The sequence below is a fragment of the Tychonema sp. LEGE 06208 genome, assembly GCF_015207505.1.
Lineage (GTDB): Bacteria > Cyanobacteriota > Cyanobacteriia > Cyanobacteriales > Microcoleaceae > Microcoleus.
Window position 1 is genome coordinate 1 of sequence record NZ_JADEWT010000135.1, and the last position, 16,430, is coordinate 16,430.

Below are 16,430 nucleotides of genomic sequence, written 5' to 3' on the forward strand. Positions count from 1 at the left end.
CGGTGGGGGTGGTGGTGGCGGATGGAGCACCAGCAATTTTGGTGGTATTGGTGGCAATGGTGGCGACTTTGGGGGTGGCGGTGGCGCGGGATTGGGTATTGGTGGAGGGCTCGGTGGCAATGGCGGCTTTGGCGGTGGTGGTGGCAACGGCAGTCGCGCTTTGGGTGATGCCAGTACGAGTCCCTTAAACTTTGGCGGACCGGGCGGTAACGGTGGCTTTGGTGGTGGCGGTGGCGGTGGCGGTTCCAGCCAATTTGGATCGGGTGGTATTCCCGGTAGTGGAGGAAGCTTCGGCGGTAACGGCGGTAAGAGTGGCGGCAACAGCGATGCCTATGATTTTGCTGGTGGCGGTGGTGGCGGTGCTGGACTGGGGGGTGCCGTTTTTATTCGCAGCGGTTCCCTCACCCTAGTCAACAGCAAATTTCTCAATAACACGGCAACGGGCGGGTTGGGCGGCATCGTCGATGCTAGTTCTAATGCCAAATCCGGTGCCAACGGTCAGGGAAAGGGCGGGGCGATTTTTGCCGTGACTCCTGAACTCGCCGGTGCGGCTGGGGTGGCTGTCGCGCCAACGGTGACGGCAATTAATACTTTGCCTGCCTTCAGCGGGAACAGCAGTGCGAATGCTTCGCGGAGTCGTACCGATAATAGCGATTTTTTTGGCAGCATCAGCGTCCAGAGTTCGATCGGCAACCAGCCCCCTGTAGCAGAAAATGATAGTGCGATAACTTCTGCTAACACTCCAGTCAAGATTGATGTTCTCTCCAACGACATCGACCCCGATGGCAACCCCTTAACAATTAGTCTAGTTGCGAATCCCACTCAGGGGACGGCAGTTGTGAACAACAACGGTACGCCGAACAATCCCAACGATGACTTTATTACCTACACTCCCGATGCGAAATTCAACGGCGACAGCTTTACCTATCGCGTCAGCGACGGCACAACAAAGAGCAACATTGCAACTGTTTCCCTCCTGTCAGATGCTGGAGTGACTTATCTGGTGACAAATACCAATGACAGCGGCCCTGGTTCGCTGCGACAGGCAATTCTCAATGCCAACGCTCATCCCGGCACAGATACGATCGCATTCCAAATTACCACTTTCATCCAGATTCCGCGCTTACCATTCCAAAAACCGATCGAGATCCCGATCGCATTTACCAATCCTCAAACGATCGATCTCAAGTCTGCTTTGCCGACAATTACAGATGCTGTCACCATCGACGGTTGGAGTCAAGGCGGCCCCGGATTCCAGGGCGCGCCGCGAATTGAACTCAACGGTGCGGCATCCAATTCGGCGATCGGACTTGACATTCAAGCCAGCAATTCCATCGTCCGAGGACTGGCAATTAACCGCTTTTCCGACGAACCCTCCTACAATCGGGCTGGCATCAAGCTGTCGAACGGGGCAGCCAATAACTGGATTTACGGCAATTACATCGGTACCGATTTAACTGGCAATATCGTTCGCAGCAACGGCGGGAATGGTATTGAGATCGATGCTTCAGCCGGAATCCAGAATCGCATCGGCACCAACGGCGACGGACTTAACGATCCTGCCGAAAGAAATGTAATTTCGGGCAATCTCGTTCACGGAATTACGATCGCAGCCAAGTTCACAACCGTAGCGGGCAACTACATCGGCACCAATGCAGCGGGTACGGCAATTCTGAAAGCCAACAACCTCTCCTATGACGGAGTTGTCACCTTTCCAGGTGCTTCCGATAACACGATCGGCGGTACTACCGATGCGGAACGCAATGTGATTTCTGGCAATTACAGAGGTGTCTCCATCGGCGGTACAAACAACGCGATTCGGGGCAACTACATCGGCACGGATGTCACGGGTACAAAAGACTTGGGCAATATTGCAGAAGGTGTGGCGATCTTTGGTTTCGCAAATACAGTGAGCGATCGTAACATCATTTCAGGCAACGGTGGCAACGGCATATACATTATCGATCGGGCAAACAAAGTGCAGGGCAACTTTATCGGTACGGATAAGACAGGTACCGTTGCTTTGGGCAATAACCGCGATGGTATAGCGATTCAAAGCATAATAGGAGGGATCGGCACTGCTGCCAACAATATCATTGGGGGAAATACGGCAGCGCAACGCAACCTGATTTCCGGCAACAAAGGCAATGGTGTGAGTTTTTGGGGCGTTGCTACTGCTAACAATTTGCTGCAAGGCAATTATATCGGTACTCAGCTAGATGGAGTCAGTCCCTTGGGGAATCTAGCCAACGGTGTAGCGATTTTGGATGGGCCTAACAATAATACGATCGGCGGTATCGATCCGGAAACTGGAAATGCGATCGCTCACAACAATTTAGCTGGAGTTGCTGTTAACTCTGGCACGGGCAATGGGATTTTAGGCAATAGTATTTTCAACAATAATAGTTTCGGTATTATTCACTACGAAATTAGTAACGAGCGCAACTCTCCCACCATCACTTTTGCCCACTCCAATGGCAAAAATACTGAGATAAAAGGCACTTTAAATAGCACTCTAAATCAACAGTTTAGGCTGGAATTCTTTGCCAACTCCAGTCTCGATCCGACTGGCTTTGGCGAAGGAAAAACCTTCCTCGGCTCTAGGATTCTCACTACGGACAGTAGCGGTAAAAATAGTTTCAACTATACCTATGGTAGTTCCCTACCCGTCGGTCAATTCATCACAGCAACGGCGACCGATCCTGCTAATAATACTTCGGAATTCTCTAAGGGATTGGCGATCGCCAACCAGTTGCCTGTAGCAAACAACGATAGTACGATCGTGGGCCAAAATCCAGTCAATATCGATGTCCTGTCTAACGATACCGATCCGGATGGCGACTCTTTGATTCTCAACATTGTTACCAATCCGGTGAATGGGACGGTAGTAGTTAATCAAAACAATACACCGGACAATCCCAAGGATGATTTCATTACCTATACTCCCAATATCCAATTTAATAATAATGTTGGAGATAGCTTTAGTTATCAAGTCAGTGACGGTCAAGGGGGTACAGCAACAGCTAATGTAAAATTGATTTTCTCTCCGTTGATTGAGGTTGAGATTCCCAATCTAAAAAACTCTCCGATACTCTTTCCAGGCACACTTCCCATACTCTTTCCGACACCAACTCTGGTGATATTTCCAACACCAACACCATCTCCAACACCGACACCAACACCAACACCAACACCATCTCCAACACCGACATCAACTGTGGTGATACCTCCAACACCAACACCCACACCGACATCAACTGTGGTGATACCTCCAACACCAACACCAACACCGACATCAACTGTGGTGATACCTCCAACACCAACACCCACACCATCTCCAACACCGACATCAACTGCGGTGATACCTCCAACACCAACACCCACACCATCTCCAACACCGACATCAACTGCGGTGATACCTCCTGCGATCAATAAGTCACCGATCGCACTTAGCGACAGTGCAACTGTAAATGCTGGCAGCGCGATCGATATCGAGGTTCTCGCCAACGACAGCGACCCCGACGGCGACCCCCTGAACCTCAGCATTTTCAAGACTTCAGACAACGGCAAAGCAGAAGTCAGGCACAACGGTACGCCGGACGATCCAACAGACGATTACATCGCCTACACCCCCAATCCCGACTTCAGCGGGGAAGATGTGTTTTTCTATCAAATCGACGACGGTAAGGGAGGCGTAGCTGTTACCAAAGTGGAAGTGACAGTCGATCGCAACCACTCGCCGATCGCATCTGGGGATGCTGCGACTGTGAATGCTGGTAGTGCGATCGATATCAACGTCCTCGCCAACGACAGCGAACCCGACGGCGACCCCTTGAACCTCAGTATTTTCAGGCCTTCAAACAACGCCAAAGTCGAAGTCAACAACAACGGTACGCCGGACAATCGGCAAGACGATTTCATTACCTACACTCCCAATCCCGACTTCAGCGGCCAGGATATCTTTCTCTATCAAATCGCAGACGGCAAGGGAGGTTCGGACGTTACCAAGGTTGAGGTGACAGTGAAAGCAGTCAACAAATTGCCGATCGCGATCGACGATCGCGCCACCACCCATCGAGACACTGCTGTCAACATTCCAGTGTTAGCAAATGACAGCGATCCAGACGGCGATCCCCTAATTTTGACGGTTTTGACCAACGGAGTCGGCGGCAAGGCTGAGATCAATTTTAACGGCACTCCAGACAAGGCTGATGACTTTATCACCTATCACCCCCACCGTGACTTCTGGGATGACGACAGTTTCACTTATCAGATTGATGACACTGGCGGGGGAACAGCGACAGCTACCGTAACGATCGAGTTTGCCAACAAATTGCCGATCGCGATCGATGATAGCGCCACCACCGATCGAATCACTCCCGTCAATATCCCCGTATTAGCAAATGACAGCGATCCAGACGGCGACCCCCTGATTTTGACAGTTTTGACCAACGGAGTCGGCGGCAAGGCTGAAATCAATTTTAACGGCACTCCAGACAAGGCTGATGACTTCATCACTTACCACCCCCACGGTGACTTCACCGGTCAGGACAGCTTTACATATCAGCTTGACGACAGTCACGGGGGGACAGCGACAGCCACTGTTAACATCACCGTTAATCCGATTGCAAATCCCCCGATTGCCCCTTTACTTTTGAACGGTACCCCCGATCCAGATACACTGATGGGCGCGGAGGGTGACGACACCATCAACGGCGACGCTGCGGATGACTTCATCGATGGTGAGGGCGGCAATGACCTCATTGACGGCGGTTTAGGCAATCTCGATCGCATTTTCGGGGGTACAGGCGACGACACCATTACCGACCCCGACGGCGTAAATGATATTCAAGGCGGTGTTGGCAATGACAGCATCAATATCACTTTTGCTGAAACCTGGGATGACAATACTAATCCTAACGATACACTGCGTTCCGATGAAAAAATTATCGGTGGCACCGGTAACGACAGCATTACTGTCACCATGAACGACTTTCGTTTCTTTATCAACCTCAAAGCCGATGAAGCTGCGAGTTCCAATGCTGATGGTAATGATGTAATTAACCTCTTAGGAACCTACGCCAATTCAGTTGTTGACATGGGAGGTGGCGAAGATACATTTAATGGTGGCGTAGGTGATGACAGTGTTGTCGGCGGCGATGGCAATGATACGCTAATTGGTGGTGATGGCAATGATACGCTAATTGGCGGCGGTGGTAACGATCTACTTGCAGGGAGTGCCGGCGATGACTTGCTAACTGGTGGTAGCGGTGAAGATCGGTTTTTGTTTAAATCGAACGGTGTTTTTAATACTGCTGATTTTGGGAGCGATCGCATTACTGATTTTACGACTGGCACAGACAAAATTCTCTTATCTCAAACTGCATTCGGAGCAATCACTTCAGCTAAAATTGCCTTTGTAGATAGCGATTTAGCAGCAGAAACCAGCGATGGATTAATTGTTTGCAGTCGCGCCACAGGCAAGTTATTTTTCAACCAGAACGGGACACAAATTGGTTTGGGAACTGGTGCGCTATTTGCCACCATTGACGGTACTCCGTTGCTGACCGTCAGCGACTTCCTGATTGTCAATTAATAATATCATGTCCGATCGATCGGACATGATATTATTATGCTAGTCGCAATTACGGCATTCAATATTTTAAAATATATTGAACTCATTTGCCACAAAGATACCGAAAAGATACAATACTAAAAGCCGGAGGATTTGGACAGTTTTAGACCCCATTTTTCTGATAACCAATCCCCAATACTTCGGCTTCGCCGATCGCAAGTTGCCCGTGCCCGCCCCCAATTACCGATACAGACAAGCATCGCAAACTTAAATAAATCGGAGGTTTAAATGGTAACGCTGCAATTGAGACAAATCAGTGTACCGCCTGGACATAGAGTGCTGTTCCATGATGTAAGTTGGCTGGAATTTGAAGCAATTTTAGAAGAGTTGGGAGAACACCGTGCTTCCAGAATCGCTTACATTCAAGGAATTTTGGAGATTAGGATGCCACTGCCAGAACAGGAAAAAGCTAAAACGATTATTGGCTATTTAGTTAATATTTTGTTTTAGGAACTTGAAATCGACTTTGAACCATTTGGTTCTACTACTTTTAAGCGAAAAAGTATGTTACAAGGAATTGAACCGGATGAATGTTTTTACATTCAAAATTCTGCTCTAATGATTGGCAAAAAGCGCATCGACTTAACTGTCGATCCACCGCCAGATTTAGCAATTGAAGTGGATCTAACTTCCAAAACTCAACTGGATGCTTACGAGGCGCTGGGAGTTCCTGAAATCTGGCGGTACGAAAATAACCAACTGATGATTAATGTGCTTGAAGATGGGAAATATGTTGAATCGGCAATTAGTCCAACATTTCCCAATTTGCCAATTATTGAAGCTATTTCTGAATATTGCGAACAAAGTCAAACAGCGGGGACGAGTCAAACTCTCCGATTGTTTCGCAAGTGGGTGAGAGAACAAATCCTGTCAATTCCGGTTGCACCGTCAGGTGATTGTTGATTGTTGACTGTTGATTCGGGGTAGGAAAACTGAATAATTGAGTATTAGCTGTTGACTCGATTTTATTATTCCGATGCAACCGGAAACTATATCAGAGTTTGAGGACTAAAGTCCTTATTACCAACTTGAGGGCTAAAGTCCTTACTACCAATTTGCTACAATCTAATTGCTTTTTTAGTTGCGCTGTTGAGTGATAGAGAGAGAGTAAGGGTGTTGACCTTGAGCCCGATCGCCCACAAAAATAAGATAAGTCCCCTTGTCCCCATAACCAGAAAATTCTACGTTCCCCGCACCAGCATTCGCCGGTAGGACGCAGAAACGACCCCTGGGCCCCTGAATCATCAAACTCGGCGCTCCCGCCGTTTGTACTGCAATTTTCCAGTAAGGCAAATCCTGCGTTACTTCGATCGCCTGGTTCGGCCCGGCGGCCACGAAACCGCAGTCGCCGCTATTGTTTGGGCCGCCGGAGACTCCTGAAACACTCAGCGGTTCGCGAAATCCCGGAGCAATTTGCAGGGGTTGGCTCCGAAGAGCCCCCGGTGCAGTTAAAATCATTCCTAGGGCTAGGATTGCGATCGAGCCAAAGCGCAGTCTGGGGCGATCGCACGGATAGCATATCTTCATTTTTATCCTTATTTATCCGAACACAATGACGGAAGGTTCCACTTCTTTGACGGTAGAGGATAATGAGCGGTTCCGAACACGCTAATGTGACTCTTATTAATGTGACCGCCCTAAAACGATCGGCGTACAGCTAAACTAACTCCCAATTTTTTTTATGAATCCTCAAAATAAGTTCAATTTGCAGCAAGCGATCGCACAACTAAAAGCTAAAGTAGAGCGATCGTCCCTCATCCAACAAAATCCAGATAGCTATCAAGCGCTCGGAACCTTCTACAATCAATTTCTGGAAAAGTTTCAAAAACTCCCCAAACCAGGACAAGTGGCAGTGTTTGCTGTCGGGGCGATCGTGGTTCTGACAGTCTTCAATAGTATAGTACAGCTAATTTCGGCCCTGATGAGTCTTGCCGTTCTCGGAGTGTTAATCTACATAGCGTACAAATTGGCAATATCTGCTGATTCGTCCAACTAACGACTAAAAATAGGAAATTATAAATATGGCTAACCCAACCGCATCCGGTGATGATATTAATCAACCCGATCCGTCTCCATCTTGGCAGACAAAATCCCAGCAAATGCCACTGCTGGTTCGTAGGTGCGGCGCTTGGGCCGTTGAAATTTCCTTAATTGCCGCCAGCGCCCTCGTTCCCTTCAGTATCGGGGCATTGGTCAACAAGGACGCTCAAACCGTACCCCTAAATTCCTCTGTAGCAGCAACATCGGAAACTGTAGCGCGTATTTTGGGCGTACCCGTGCGCGATCGCAACCCCAGAGTCGCACCCCTAACTAATCTATTCTGGTCGGGGGCGCTGCTAGCACCGCTAGTTTTAGCGGCGTGGCAACTATTTTTGCTCGCCAGAACCGGCCAAACACTCCCGAAACGCTGGTTTGCCGTTAAAGTTGTCACAGCTTTTGGTACTCCTCCGGGTTGGAGGCGAGTGCTGATTCGCGAAAGTTTGGGGCGCTGGGGAGTGCCTCTGAGCGTAGCCTACGGCATTTGGCGCTTATCCGGCGCGTTTCCTGATTTAATCATTTTAGGGGGGCTGAGCGGCTTGGCAGTGCTGGCAGACGGCGCTTTTGCATTCCGCTACAAACGACAATCGGGACACGATCGCCTCGCGAATACTTTGGTGGTCAATGCGCGATCGATCGAACAATCTGCCAATCCTGTCAACAATCAAGATTGGACTGAGGAAGACGCGCAGATTGCGGCTGTGGTTTTGACTCGCGAAACCAATGTCAAAGAAGAACCCAGTTTGTGGAATTGGATGCGCCAACATCCAGGCACAACTTTAGTGATAGTTACCATTGGCAGCGCGGGATTAATTTTAACTTTGTTTGTTGGCACTTTGATCTACACTCAAGGTCAAGCAAATATGCGGGATTCTCGCCAGCGGAACGACGAATTATTTGTGGCTTTAGTGAGTAAATTGTCTCCGGCTTCGCCCAGCGGAACATCGGGGAGGCGATCGGCAATTTTGGCTTTGGGGGCGGTGGAAGATTCCCGCGCCATACCGCTGTTAGCGGATTTGCTAACCCAAGAAGACAGCAGCCCGATGCTGGACGCGATCCAACAAGCTTTAGTCAGTAGCGGGCCGAAAGCTTTACCTGACTTGCGGCGATTAAACCAAGGGCTCAGCAACGAGCTCGAATCCCTGCGCTACCGGGGGAAAGCCTCGGAACGCGAGTTAGCGGCTACCCGTCAGCGAACAGTGCAAAGGGCGATCGGCAAAATTCTCACCGTGTATAGCAGCCAACTCAACGGCGTCGATCTCAGTCGCACCGACTTAAGTCAAACTCCTGCCGGCCCCGCTCAATTCACCTTAGTATTAGACAAAGTGGACTTATCAGGAATTAAGCTGAAAAACACCAATTTAACCAATGCCAGCTTCCAAGGAACTCGCTTTTACGGCACCGGCGAAGACAGGCGTCCGGGTACATTTGACGATTGGATTTCCGACTTAAGCAGCGCTAATTTTGAAGGAGCAAATTTAACCGGAGCATCTTTAAATAGTGCTCTAATGAACCGCACTACTTTTGTGCGCGCTGTCCTGAACAAAGCTAATTTGTCAAGCGGAAATCTGAATGGAGCTAATTTTAGCAGTGCTCTTTTAATTGGCGCAAATTTGCAGCAAGCAATATTAAAAGATGCAGCTTTTACGGGTGCAGATATCGGCAGCGCGAATTTGTCTGGAGCCAATTTATCAGGCGCGCGTTTGGGCAAAATCAAGGGCCAAGGCGCTCAGTTATCCTTGACAAATTTGTCTAAATCGGAATGGCAAGGTGCAGATTTATCCGGTGCAAATTTGAAAAGTGCGAACTTACAAAATGCCGATTTGAGTTCTGCTAAACTCGCCAACGCCAATTTTCAAGATGCTCGGTTGCAAGATGCTAATTTGCGGAATGCCGACCTGAGTTCGGTTGATTTTAGGGGTGCAAATGTAGCGGGAGTGAATTTTCAAGGGGCTGTATTTCAGGGTAAAGCGGCTTCCGATCAGTTTATTCAAAGTCCAGCAGGTACTAAATCAGGTAGGTTCCAAGGAGTTGATTTTGCCGAGGCTAAAAATTTAGATAAAAATCAAATTGCTTACATTTGTTTGCAGGGGGGTATTCATCCGAAGTGCTCGCAGAAGAATTAAGAATTGATTTGTAGTGAGGACTCAAGGGGAGCATTTCATTTTGGTAAAAAGCATTTTTTGTTTGAGCGCTGTTCTCGCTCGCTTGGTGATAAAAGCCCGTGCGAGCGAGGACAGGACTACAAAAGCTAGCGCGCTTGATGCTCCTTCTTCCTTCTTCCTGATGACGTTGGACGGAAAGCAGTTGCCAGTTGTCAGTTGTTATTTGTCAGTTGCCAGTTGTTATTTGTCAGTTGCCAGTTGTTACCAATAACTAATAACTAATAACTAATAACTAATAACTAATAACTAATAACTAATGACTAATGACTAATGACTAATGACTAATGACTAATGACTAATGACTAATGACTAATGACTAATGACTAATAACTAATAACTAATAACTAATAACTAATAACTAATAACTAATAACTAATAACTAATAACTAATAACTAATAACTAATAACTAATAACTAATAACTAATGACTAATGACTAATGACTAATGACTAATGACTAATGACTAATGACTAATGACTAATGACTAATGACTAATGACTTCTTAAGCAATAGCATCCGCACCGACAAGTGTCTCGAATTGCGCTAATAGCGTTCCATCAGCATTGTTTGCAACTCCAAAAATTTTAGGTAACTGACCTGTTTCAACGAGAACTTGTCTCACTTCTCCGTTAGATATATCAGCTAGATTTTTGTTATTTAGAATAGCATTAATGGCAGCGATACCGACACCTTGACCAACTACGGCGTTGAATTCAACAATTCTGCCGACAGAACAGGCAAACCCTTCAAATCCAGAGCACGGACTGACAACTGCCAGGTTAGGAATGTTTTTCATTAATGCGTGGCGGATGCCAATATTGAAGGTAGGCTGTTTAAAACTCAGACTTTTTAACCACCCTAAACTGTTGGCTTTTTCCCCCATACCGGGGATGCCTCCGCGTACATCAAAATGATAGCTAAATGTTGCCAGTGCTTGATTAGCCGGTACGCCACCTAACAGCATTTGTGCGCCCGTTAAAGGTTCTACAACTCCTGTCACATTGCCTGCGTGTCTGATATACAGTTCTGAGGCAGAAGTAACAGAAGTAGCCCCCAAACTCCTCAGCCAAGTTGCTACGAATAACATCTCTTTTTGCATATTAGCCGTCGGTTTGCTACCGCTTTTAGCTAAGGCTTCTGCTTCGCTGCTGGTGACTGCAAATAATAGCGCGTTCCACGAAAGTCTGCTATTGGGAAGTATTGCGATATTTCCCTCGTCTAAAATTACGCCGGTTTCAGGAAAAGATAGCTTTGTTCCTCTAAAGGAGTGGTAAGCTACAGACAGCGCGGGCGATCGCACGTCGATGTAATCGTTGCCCGCCCACAGAGTTTTGAGATTTCCTCTACTGTCGAGCATTTCCTGTCGGAGTTCTTCTGCTAGTTTGACATCCTTGCCTGCAGCGTACAGCAAAAATTTTTGACTCTCAGAATCGGCGAGGTTTGTGAAGCGTTTTAGATAAATGTAATCGAGTTCTTTGAGTCTTCTTGTACTGAGTCCTTGGGTTTCAAAAACGAGGGTGACTGGAAGTTCGGAGTTTGGCAGACCAAAGGTTTCAAATCCCTTTAGCTTTTTCGCGCCGGCAGCTTGAGCTAATTCGCCATTGACAGTGGCATCAATAAATTGCTTTCCTGCATAAACTATGCCTTTAGATGTGGTTATGCTGGCAATTCTTTGGCGTTGTTTATTGACTGATTGAATTTCTACTTTGCTGAGGAGATCGACGCCTGCTTGTGACAGCATTTCTTGCAGTGCTGCGCTGGCTTTGCGGGGATCAAGCGCGATCGCACTGACACCGGATTTTTGCAGAAACTCTTGATAGATTGTCGCCGGTGAACCAAAGGTATCTAACTTTAAAGATTGTCGCAGTTCTTGAGCTAGCTGACATCTATCTAAATAAGCAAGGCCGCCTCTGACTAAATGCCCGCCAATTCCTTCTTGCAAGTTTGCTTTAGACATCAGCAAAACCCGCGGATAACGCTTTGTCCGGCGGCGGTATTCTCGGGCTGCTGAGATAACGGCTAGAACTCCCGGAACTTCATCCCCAAAGCCGATGACATCGTAAAAACGCAGATCCATGACCATTATTTAATAACCTCTCCTGATTTTCATTGTTTTGAGCTGTTTTTCAAGGTTTGCTATCAAACTATCTGTCTGTTCCAAATAAGTCCGCATCTTTCCTAATTTTTTTGATAAATATTCATACATTCCCGGACGCGGAAACCGGGTTTTTCGAGAAAATTATCGGTTGAGGGCGATCGGATCGGGCGTGGAAAAATCAGATGGGCGAGCGCCCGCAGAGTACCTCTGTGTCGCACTCTTGACTGCAATCAGCTTATATTATCAGGATCTATCCCCAACTCTCGCAATCGTTCAGCTAGTCGATCGGCGCGCTGCGATTCCTGTTGTGCGCGCTGCGATTCCTGTTGTGCGCGTTGCGCCGATTCTTTCACCTGTTCTTCTGGAGTAAAATAACGTTTTCCATCAGCATCGTACCAATACAACCACTCCCTTGTCACCCCAGAATAATTGCCCCTTTCACAGCCAATTCCCAAACCGATCTCTGGCATCCAAACTATATTTCCCGGCTGTAATTCATACTTGCCCTTGACTAACTTATGCACTTCTAAACGGGGTTTGCGGCGGCGGCGAGAAGAATAAATGACATAGTAAAGTATGCCTAAACTTTGATATTCTTCCAATTTGGCGGTATATTCGTTTCGATAAGTTGGGGAAACAACTTCGAGGACAAAAGTTGGCATCACTTTTTCCTCCCACACCGCGTAACTGGGACGCAATTCTTCGTCATAAAACCGTTGCACCCCTAAACTCAAGAAAGCATCTGGCACAATCGGAGGTTTTTCCGGGTGATGGTAAAGACCCATATCTATACCAAAAAACCAGTCCATGCGTTCTGCCCAAAGTATGAGCAATATTGCTTTTAGCAATCCTGGGATTAATTCTTGCAGTTCGTTATCCACTGGTGTTTCATCTGAGTCTGGTAGTTCGTCGGCTGAGGGCCAGTGCGTCGGGAAATTGTAATTTAACATGGCGGCTTTCCTCAAAACTTACTTAAGATTATAGCGTTTAGTTGTTTAGCTATAATTTTGTATTTTGTAAAGATTTTAACGAACCGCGAAGACGCAAAGGACGCGAAGGAAGATAGATTAAGTTGTGTTCGCTGGCAGTTTTATTGTTTGTCATTACGAGGAACGAAGCAATCCTAAGTCTTGGCGATTGCTTCGTTCTTTGCAATGACACTTGAAGCTGTCGGACACAATCTAAGCTAGTTAATATGAAATAATTTTGGTAAAGTATTCGGCTGAGAGTTGCGCGATCGACTATACTAAGCTAATCATTCGGTTCTAATGGGGAGCAGCCATTAGAGGAAACGGGGAAAGTTCGGTGTAAGTCCGGCGCTGTCCCGCAACTGTAAGGAAAGCCATGTCGCTTTCTGAGTCAGGATGCCCGCCGATGTGTTTGTTTACATAGTCTCATCTGCGAGGTTCAGCGTGAAGGCCAGAAATCGGAAATTAGTCAGCCTGGGATTGATGGCTGGCTTGAGTTGTTATATTGTCCTCGGTTCGGCAACGCCCGCCGCAGCTATGCACATTTCGGAAGGTTTTTTGCCGGTGCAATGGGCGGCGTTTTGGTGGATAGTGGCGTTACCTTTTTTTCTAGTTGGTTTGCGATCGATCGCCCGCATTACCAAAGAACACCCGGAACTTAAACTGTTGTTAGCTTTGGCGGGTGCGTTTACTTTTGTGCTTTCTGCTCTAAAAATTCCTTCGGTAACGGGTAGTTGTTCTCACCCGACGGGTACTGGTTTGGGGGCGATTTTATTCGGCCCTTCGGTGATGGCTGTACTCGGCGCTTTAGTGCTGCTTTTTCAAGCGGTTTTGTTGGCCCACGGCGGCTTGACAACCCTGGGAGCCAATATGTTTTCGATGGCAATTGTTGGCCCTTTTGCTGCGTATTTTGTCTATCATTTGCTGTTGCGAACTGGTAGTCAGCGGGCGGCAATTTTTTGTGCTGCGGCTTTGGCGGATTTGCTGACTTATGTGGTGACTTCGATTCAATTAGCGTTAGCTTTTCCCGCAGCCAGCGGTGGTTTTGTAGCTTCGTTTCTCAAGTTTGCTAGCATTTTTGCAATTACTCAAGTACCCCTGGCTATTAGTGAGGGATTGCTGACTGTATTGGTTTGGAATTGGCTGCATTCCTACGGGAAGCCGGAGTTGGAAACTTTGAAGTTATTGAGACAGGAGTCCTAAGTCATGAGTCAGAAAAATACAAGAAATCACCAATCTACTGCGCGAGAAAATTGGATTTTGGTTGGTGCTGTGGTTGCTCTTGCTGTTCTTCCTCTAGTATTTGTTCGAGGTGAATACGGCGGTGCTGATGGGGAAGCCCAAAAGGCAATTACCGAGATTCAACCGGGCTATGAACCTTGGTTCAAGCACTTTTTTGAACCTGCTAGTGGCGAAATTGAAAGTTTGCTGTTTGCGTCTCAAGCGGCGATGGGGGCTGGCGTAATTGGCTACGTGATTGGGTTATATAAAGGCCGATCGCAATCTCGGCAAAATTCCGATCGCAAAACCTTGGAATGAACCATCAGATTGATAGTCTGGCTTATACAAATAGCTTGCGCGGTTTGCCGCCATCTCACAAACTATCATTTGCGATCGCCCTTTTAATCCTGTCTCTAGTTTCCCATGTAGCGGTGCAGTTGTCGATCGCCCTCTGGTTGACAATCTGGATCGTGGTTTATGCGGGAATTCCGGCGAAACTCTATCTGCGGTTGCTGTCGGTACCGCTGGTGTTTTTGCTGACGAGTTTGCCTGCTTTGGCGATGGGTGCCGTTGCTGGCGATCGAATCCCGGAAATTCAGTGGGATATTTGGCAAGGTTGGGGAATTAGCACCGGCACTTTTTATCTCTATGCGAGCCGCACTGGAATATACCAAGTGAGCTTGCTGTTTGCCCGCGCCTTCGCATCCACAAGCTGTATGTACTTCATCCTGTTGACAGTACCATTTACCGAAATTTTGCAGATTCTGAGACAATTACGCTGTCCAGAATTGGTCACAGAACTGCTATTACTAATGTACCGCTTTATTTTTAGCTTATTGGCGATCGCCGACGAACTTTGGACAGCCCAAAACTCCCGCTGTGGCTACCGCACTTGGAAGCGGGGAATGCACAGCTTAGGCATTTTAATCGGGCAATTGCTGCTGCGAACTTTAGAAAACTACCGTCAAGTTTCCCTGACTTTAGCCTCGCGCGGCTTCAACGGAGAACTTCGCGTTTGGAACTCCTACCCTTACAAACCCTCGCGCAGATATACATTTGAAGCCGTGTTTGGCTGTACAGTTTTAACTTTGTTAAGTGTAGTATTTCAAAGTTGAGAAGAAATTAGGAAATGAGGACACGGCACTGCCGTCTCCTCTATATTATTCCGGTGCAACCGGAATTGATATGAATTCCCTGCCCGACTGAAGATATGACTTTTATGAACATAATTAATGATTTTTATGAATTGACTCCCCAAGAAACCTGTTGAATAATTGTACTCAACACTTATCTTGTGGAAATCCTATGATAAATAAACGCATCCTCAAAAGAATAGTTTTTTCATTACTAGCATCATTAACCCTACTGTTAGTCACAGTGACTCATGCCACAGCCCAACAGCTACCGTTTTACTGGGATAACATCAATGTTGCGATCGACGTTCAGACAAACGGAGATATGTTAGTTACTGAAACGCAAAAATATGTATTCACATCAGCCTACAACAATGAACGATATCGTTATATTCCTTTAGATAAAGTCGATGCAATTAAAGATGTGACAGTTGCCGAAAATAATCGCATAATTCCTAGTAGCACTGGAACAGAAAATAATCAACTTTGGATTCGTTGGCAACATGAATTAAAAGCGCCAGAATCACATACTTTTGTTATCAAATATCGTGTAGTAGGTGGATTGCAGTTAGAGGGTGAGAATACTCTAGTTTATTGGAAAGCTATTGCAGCGGGTCGGAAAGCGCCAGTTAATACTGGAAAAGTTACGGTAAATTTACCAGATGCTTTGTCAGGGAAAGTTCTCTCGTTTACGAATTTCGGTGCAGCAGCGGTTCCCCGTCAAGTAGATCCTAAAACCTTTGAATTTGTGGCAAGTCAGGCTATTCTACCGGAACAAGAATTAGAAGTGCAAATCGCATTTCCGCAGGCAATTCTGAATATACCTCAACCTGGTTGGCAACAAGGTGGTAATCACGGAGGAGAAGGCTTTTTCATCAATAACATAATAGCTGTAATAATTTTACCGCTAGTTGGTTTGACATTAATATTTTTTCCGTTGATGATTCTTCTCTTTGTGTTGACTTTCAGCGTCATTATTTACCAAGGAATCAACAAAGCAATCAATGATCGACAATGCCCTGAGTGCAAAACGTTCAATCTTAAACGGACTTATCAAGTTTTGATTCCTGCAACTACTAGCACTTCAGGAAACAGGTATGTTACCCATCACTGTGGAAATTGCTCTTACCATCGGGAGTACGAAGAAGTAATTCCAGTCATTATCATTAGTAG

13 protein-coding genes and 1 riboswitch are annotated in these 16,430 nt (G+C 46.8%); of the genes, 10 read left to right on the forward strand and 3 right to left on the reverse strand.

The annotated features are described in order from the left end of the window. The 4 genes from IQ263_RS29660 to IQ263_RS24835 all read left to right on the forward strand — a co-directional run. On the forward strand, positions 1–188 hold a 188-nt coding region (locus IQ263_RS29660), incomplete at its 5' end, for a hypothetical protein (protein WP_304941035.1). Beyond that, positions 98–5,596: a beta strand repeat-containing protein gene (locus tag IQ263_RS24830; RefSeq protein WP_339384754.1), complete on the forward strand. Its 5,499-nt coding sequence runs from the start codon at positions 98–100 to the stop codon at positions 5,594–5,596. The genes IQ263_RS29660 and IQ263_RS24830, both read left to right, overlap by 91 nt. Before the next feature lie 267 nt (positions 5,597–5,863). Further along, positions 5,864–6,085, forward strand: a complete 222-nt coding sequence (locus IQ263_RS30035) for a hypothetical protein (protein WP_333196916.1) — start codon at positions 5,864–5,866, stop codon at positions 6,083–6,085. Positions 6,086–6,094: 9 nt separating this feature from the next. Further along, the gene (locus tag IQ263_RS24835; protein ID WP_333196940.1) at positions 6,095–6,538 is read left to right on the forward strand and encodes a Uma2 family endonuclease; all 444 of its coding nucleotides are present in this window, start codon (positions 6,095–6,097) and stop codon (positions 6,536–6,538) included. A 174-nt stretch (positions 6,539–6,712) separates the two neighbouring features. Here IQ263_RS24835 and IQ263_RS24840 read toward each other — a convergent pair whose 3' ends face one another. Then, positions 6,713–7,162 carry a hypothetical protein gene (locus tag IQ263_RS24840; RefSeq protein WP_194070787.1) on the reverse strand — a complete coding sequence of 150 codons (450 nt, stop codon included), beginning with the start codon at positions 7,160–7,162 and terminating at the stop codon, positions 6,713–6,715. A 154-nt stretch (positions 7,163–7,316) separates the two neighbouring features. Between IQ263_RS24840 and IQ263_RS24845 the strand changes: the two genes are divergently transcribed. Together IQ263_RS24845 and IQ263_RS24850 are read left to right on the forward strand one after the other, a co-directional pair. Next, positions 7,317–7,631 (forward strand): Clp protease/crotonase-like domain-containing protein, encoded by a 315-nt coding sequence (locus IQ263_RS24845; protein ID WP_194070788.1) that lies wholly within the window; start codon positions 7,317–7,319, stop codon positions 7,629–7,631. Positions 7,632–7,656: 25 nt separating this feature from the next. Continuing rightward, positions 7,657–9,798 (forward strand): pentapeptide repeat-containing protein, encoded by a 2,142-nt coding sequence (locus tag IQ263_RS24850; protein ID WP_194070789.1) that lies wholly within the window; start codon positions 7,657–7,659, stop codon positions 9,796–9,798. Positions 9,799–10,339: 541 nt separating this feature from the next. On the opposite strand, the gene IQ263_RS24855 is transcribed toward IQ263_RS24850, so the two are convergent. Both IQ263_RS24855 and IQ263_RS24860 read right to left on the reverse strand, forming a co-directional pair. Beyond that, the gene (locus IQ263_RS24855) at positions 10,340–11,914 is read right to left on the reverse strand and encodes an FAD-dependent oxidoreductase (protein WP_228050336.1); all 1,575 of its coding nucleotides are present in this window, start codon (positions 11,912–11,914) and stop codon (positions 10,340–10,342) included. A 251-nt stretch (positions 11,915–12,165) separates the two neighbouring features. Beyond that, a complete protein-coding gene (locus IQ263_RS24860) occupies positions 12,166–12,885 on the reverse strand; it encodes a Uma2 family endonuclease (protein WP_194070791.1) in 720 nt (239 codons plus the stop codon). A gap of 293 nt (positions 12,886–13,178) precedes the next feature. Then, a riboswitch (cobalamin riboswitch) is annotated at positions 13,179–13,325 on the forward strand. Positions 13,326–13,386: 61 nt separating this feature from the next. Here IQ263_RS24860 and IQ263_RS24865 point away from each other — a divergent pair. From IQ263_RS24865 to IQ263_RS24880, 4 genes are all read left to right on the forward strand, one after another. Further along, positions 13,387–14,106 (forward strand): energy-coupling factor ABC transporter permease, encoded by a 720-nt coding sequence (locus IQ263_RS24865; RefSeq protein ID WP_194070795.1) that lies wholly within the window; start codon positions 13,387–13,389, stop codon positions 14,104–14,106. Between the two features lie 3 nt (positions 14,107–14,109). Next, entirely contained in the window at positions 14,110–14,442 is a 333-nt protein-coding gene (locus IQ263_RS24870; RefSeq protein WP_194070792.1) for an energy-coupling factor ABC transporter substrate-binding protein, read from the forward strand. Further along, positions 14,439–15,239 (forward strand): cobalt ECF transporter T component CbiQ, encoded by an 801-nt coding sequence (gene cbiQ, locus IQ263_RS24875; RefSeq protein ID WP_194070793.1) that lies wholly within the window; start codon positions 14,439–14,441, stop codon positions 15,237–15,239. Before IQ263_RS24870 ends, cbiQ begins: the two co-directional genes overlap by 4 nt. Before the next feature lie 190 nt (positions 15,240–15,429). Beyond that, positions 15,430–16,430, forward strand: a 1,001-nt coding sequence (locus IQ263_RS24880; RefSeq protein ID WP_228050337.1) for a DUF2207 domain-containing protein, incomplete at its 3' end; no start/stop codon positions are given.

What these genes read in the sequence shown, in the direction of transcription:
- IQ263_RS24850 (WP_194070789.1), top strand. Translation starts at nt 7,657, where the DNA reads ATGGCTAACCCAACCGCATCCGGTGATGATATTAATCAACCCGATCCG.
- IQ263_RS24860 (WP_194070791.1), bottom strand. Translation starts at nt 12,885, where the DNA reads ATGTTAAATTACAATTTCCCGACGCACTGGCCCTCAGCCGACGAACTA.
- IQ263_RS24840 (WP_194070787.1), bottom strand. Translation starts at nt 7,162, where the DNA reads ATGAAGATATGCTATCCGTGCGATCGCCCCAGACTGCGCTTTGGCTCG.
- cbiQ (WP_194070793.1), top strand. Translation starts at nt 14,439, where the DNA reads ATGAACCATCAGATTGATAGTCTGGCTTATACAAATAGCTTGCGCGGT.
- IQ263_RS24870 (WP_194070792.1), top strand. Translation starts at nt 14,110, where the DNA reads ATGAGTCAGAAAAATACAAGAAATCACCAATCTACTGCGCGAGAAAAT.
- IQ263_RS24865 (WP_194070795.1), top strand. Translation starts at nt 13,387, where the DNA reads ATGGCTGGCTTGAGTTGTTATATTGTCCTCGGTTCGGCAACGCCCGCC.
- IQ263_RS24855 (WP_228050336.1), bottom strand. Translation starts at nt 11,914, where the DNA reads ATGGATCTGCGTTTTTACGATGTCATCGGCTTTGGGGATGAAGTTCCG.
- IQ263_RS30035 (WP_333196916.1), top strand. Translation starts at nt 5,864, where the DNA reads ATGGTAACGCTGCAATTGAGACAAATCAGTGTACCGCCTGGACATAGA.
- IQ263_RS24845 (WP_194070788.1), top strand. Translation starts at nt 7,317, where the DNA reads ATGAATCCTCAAAATAAGTTCAATTTGCAGCAAGCGATCGCACAACTA.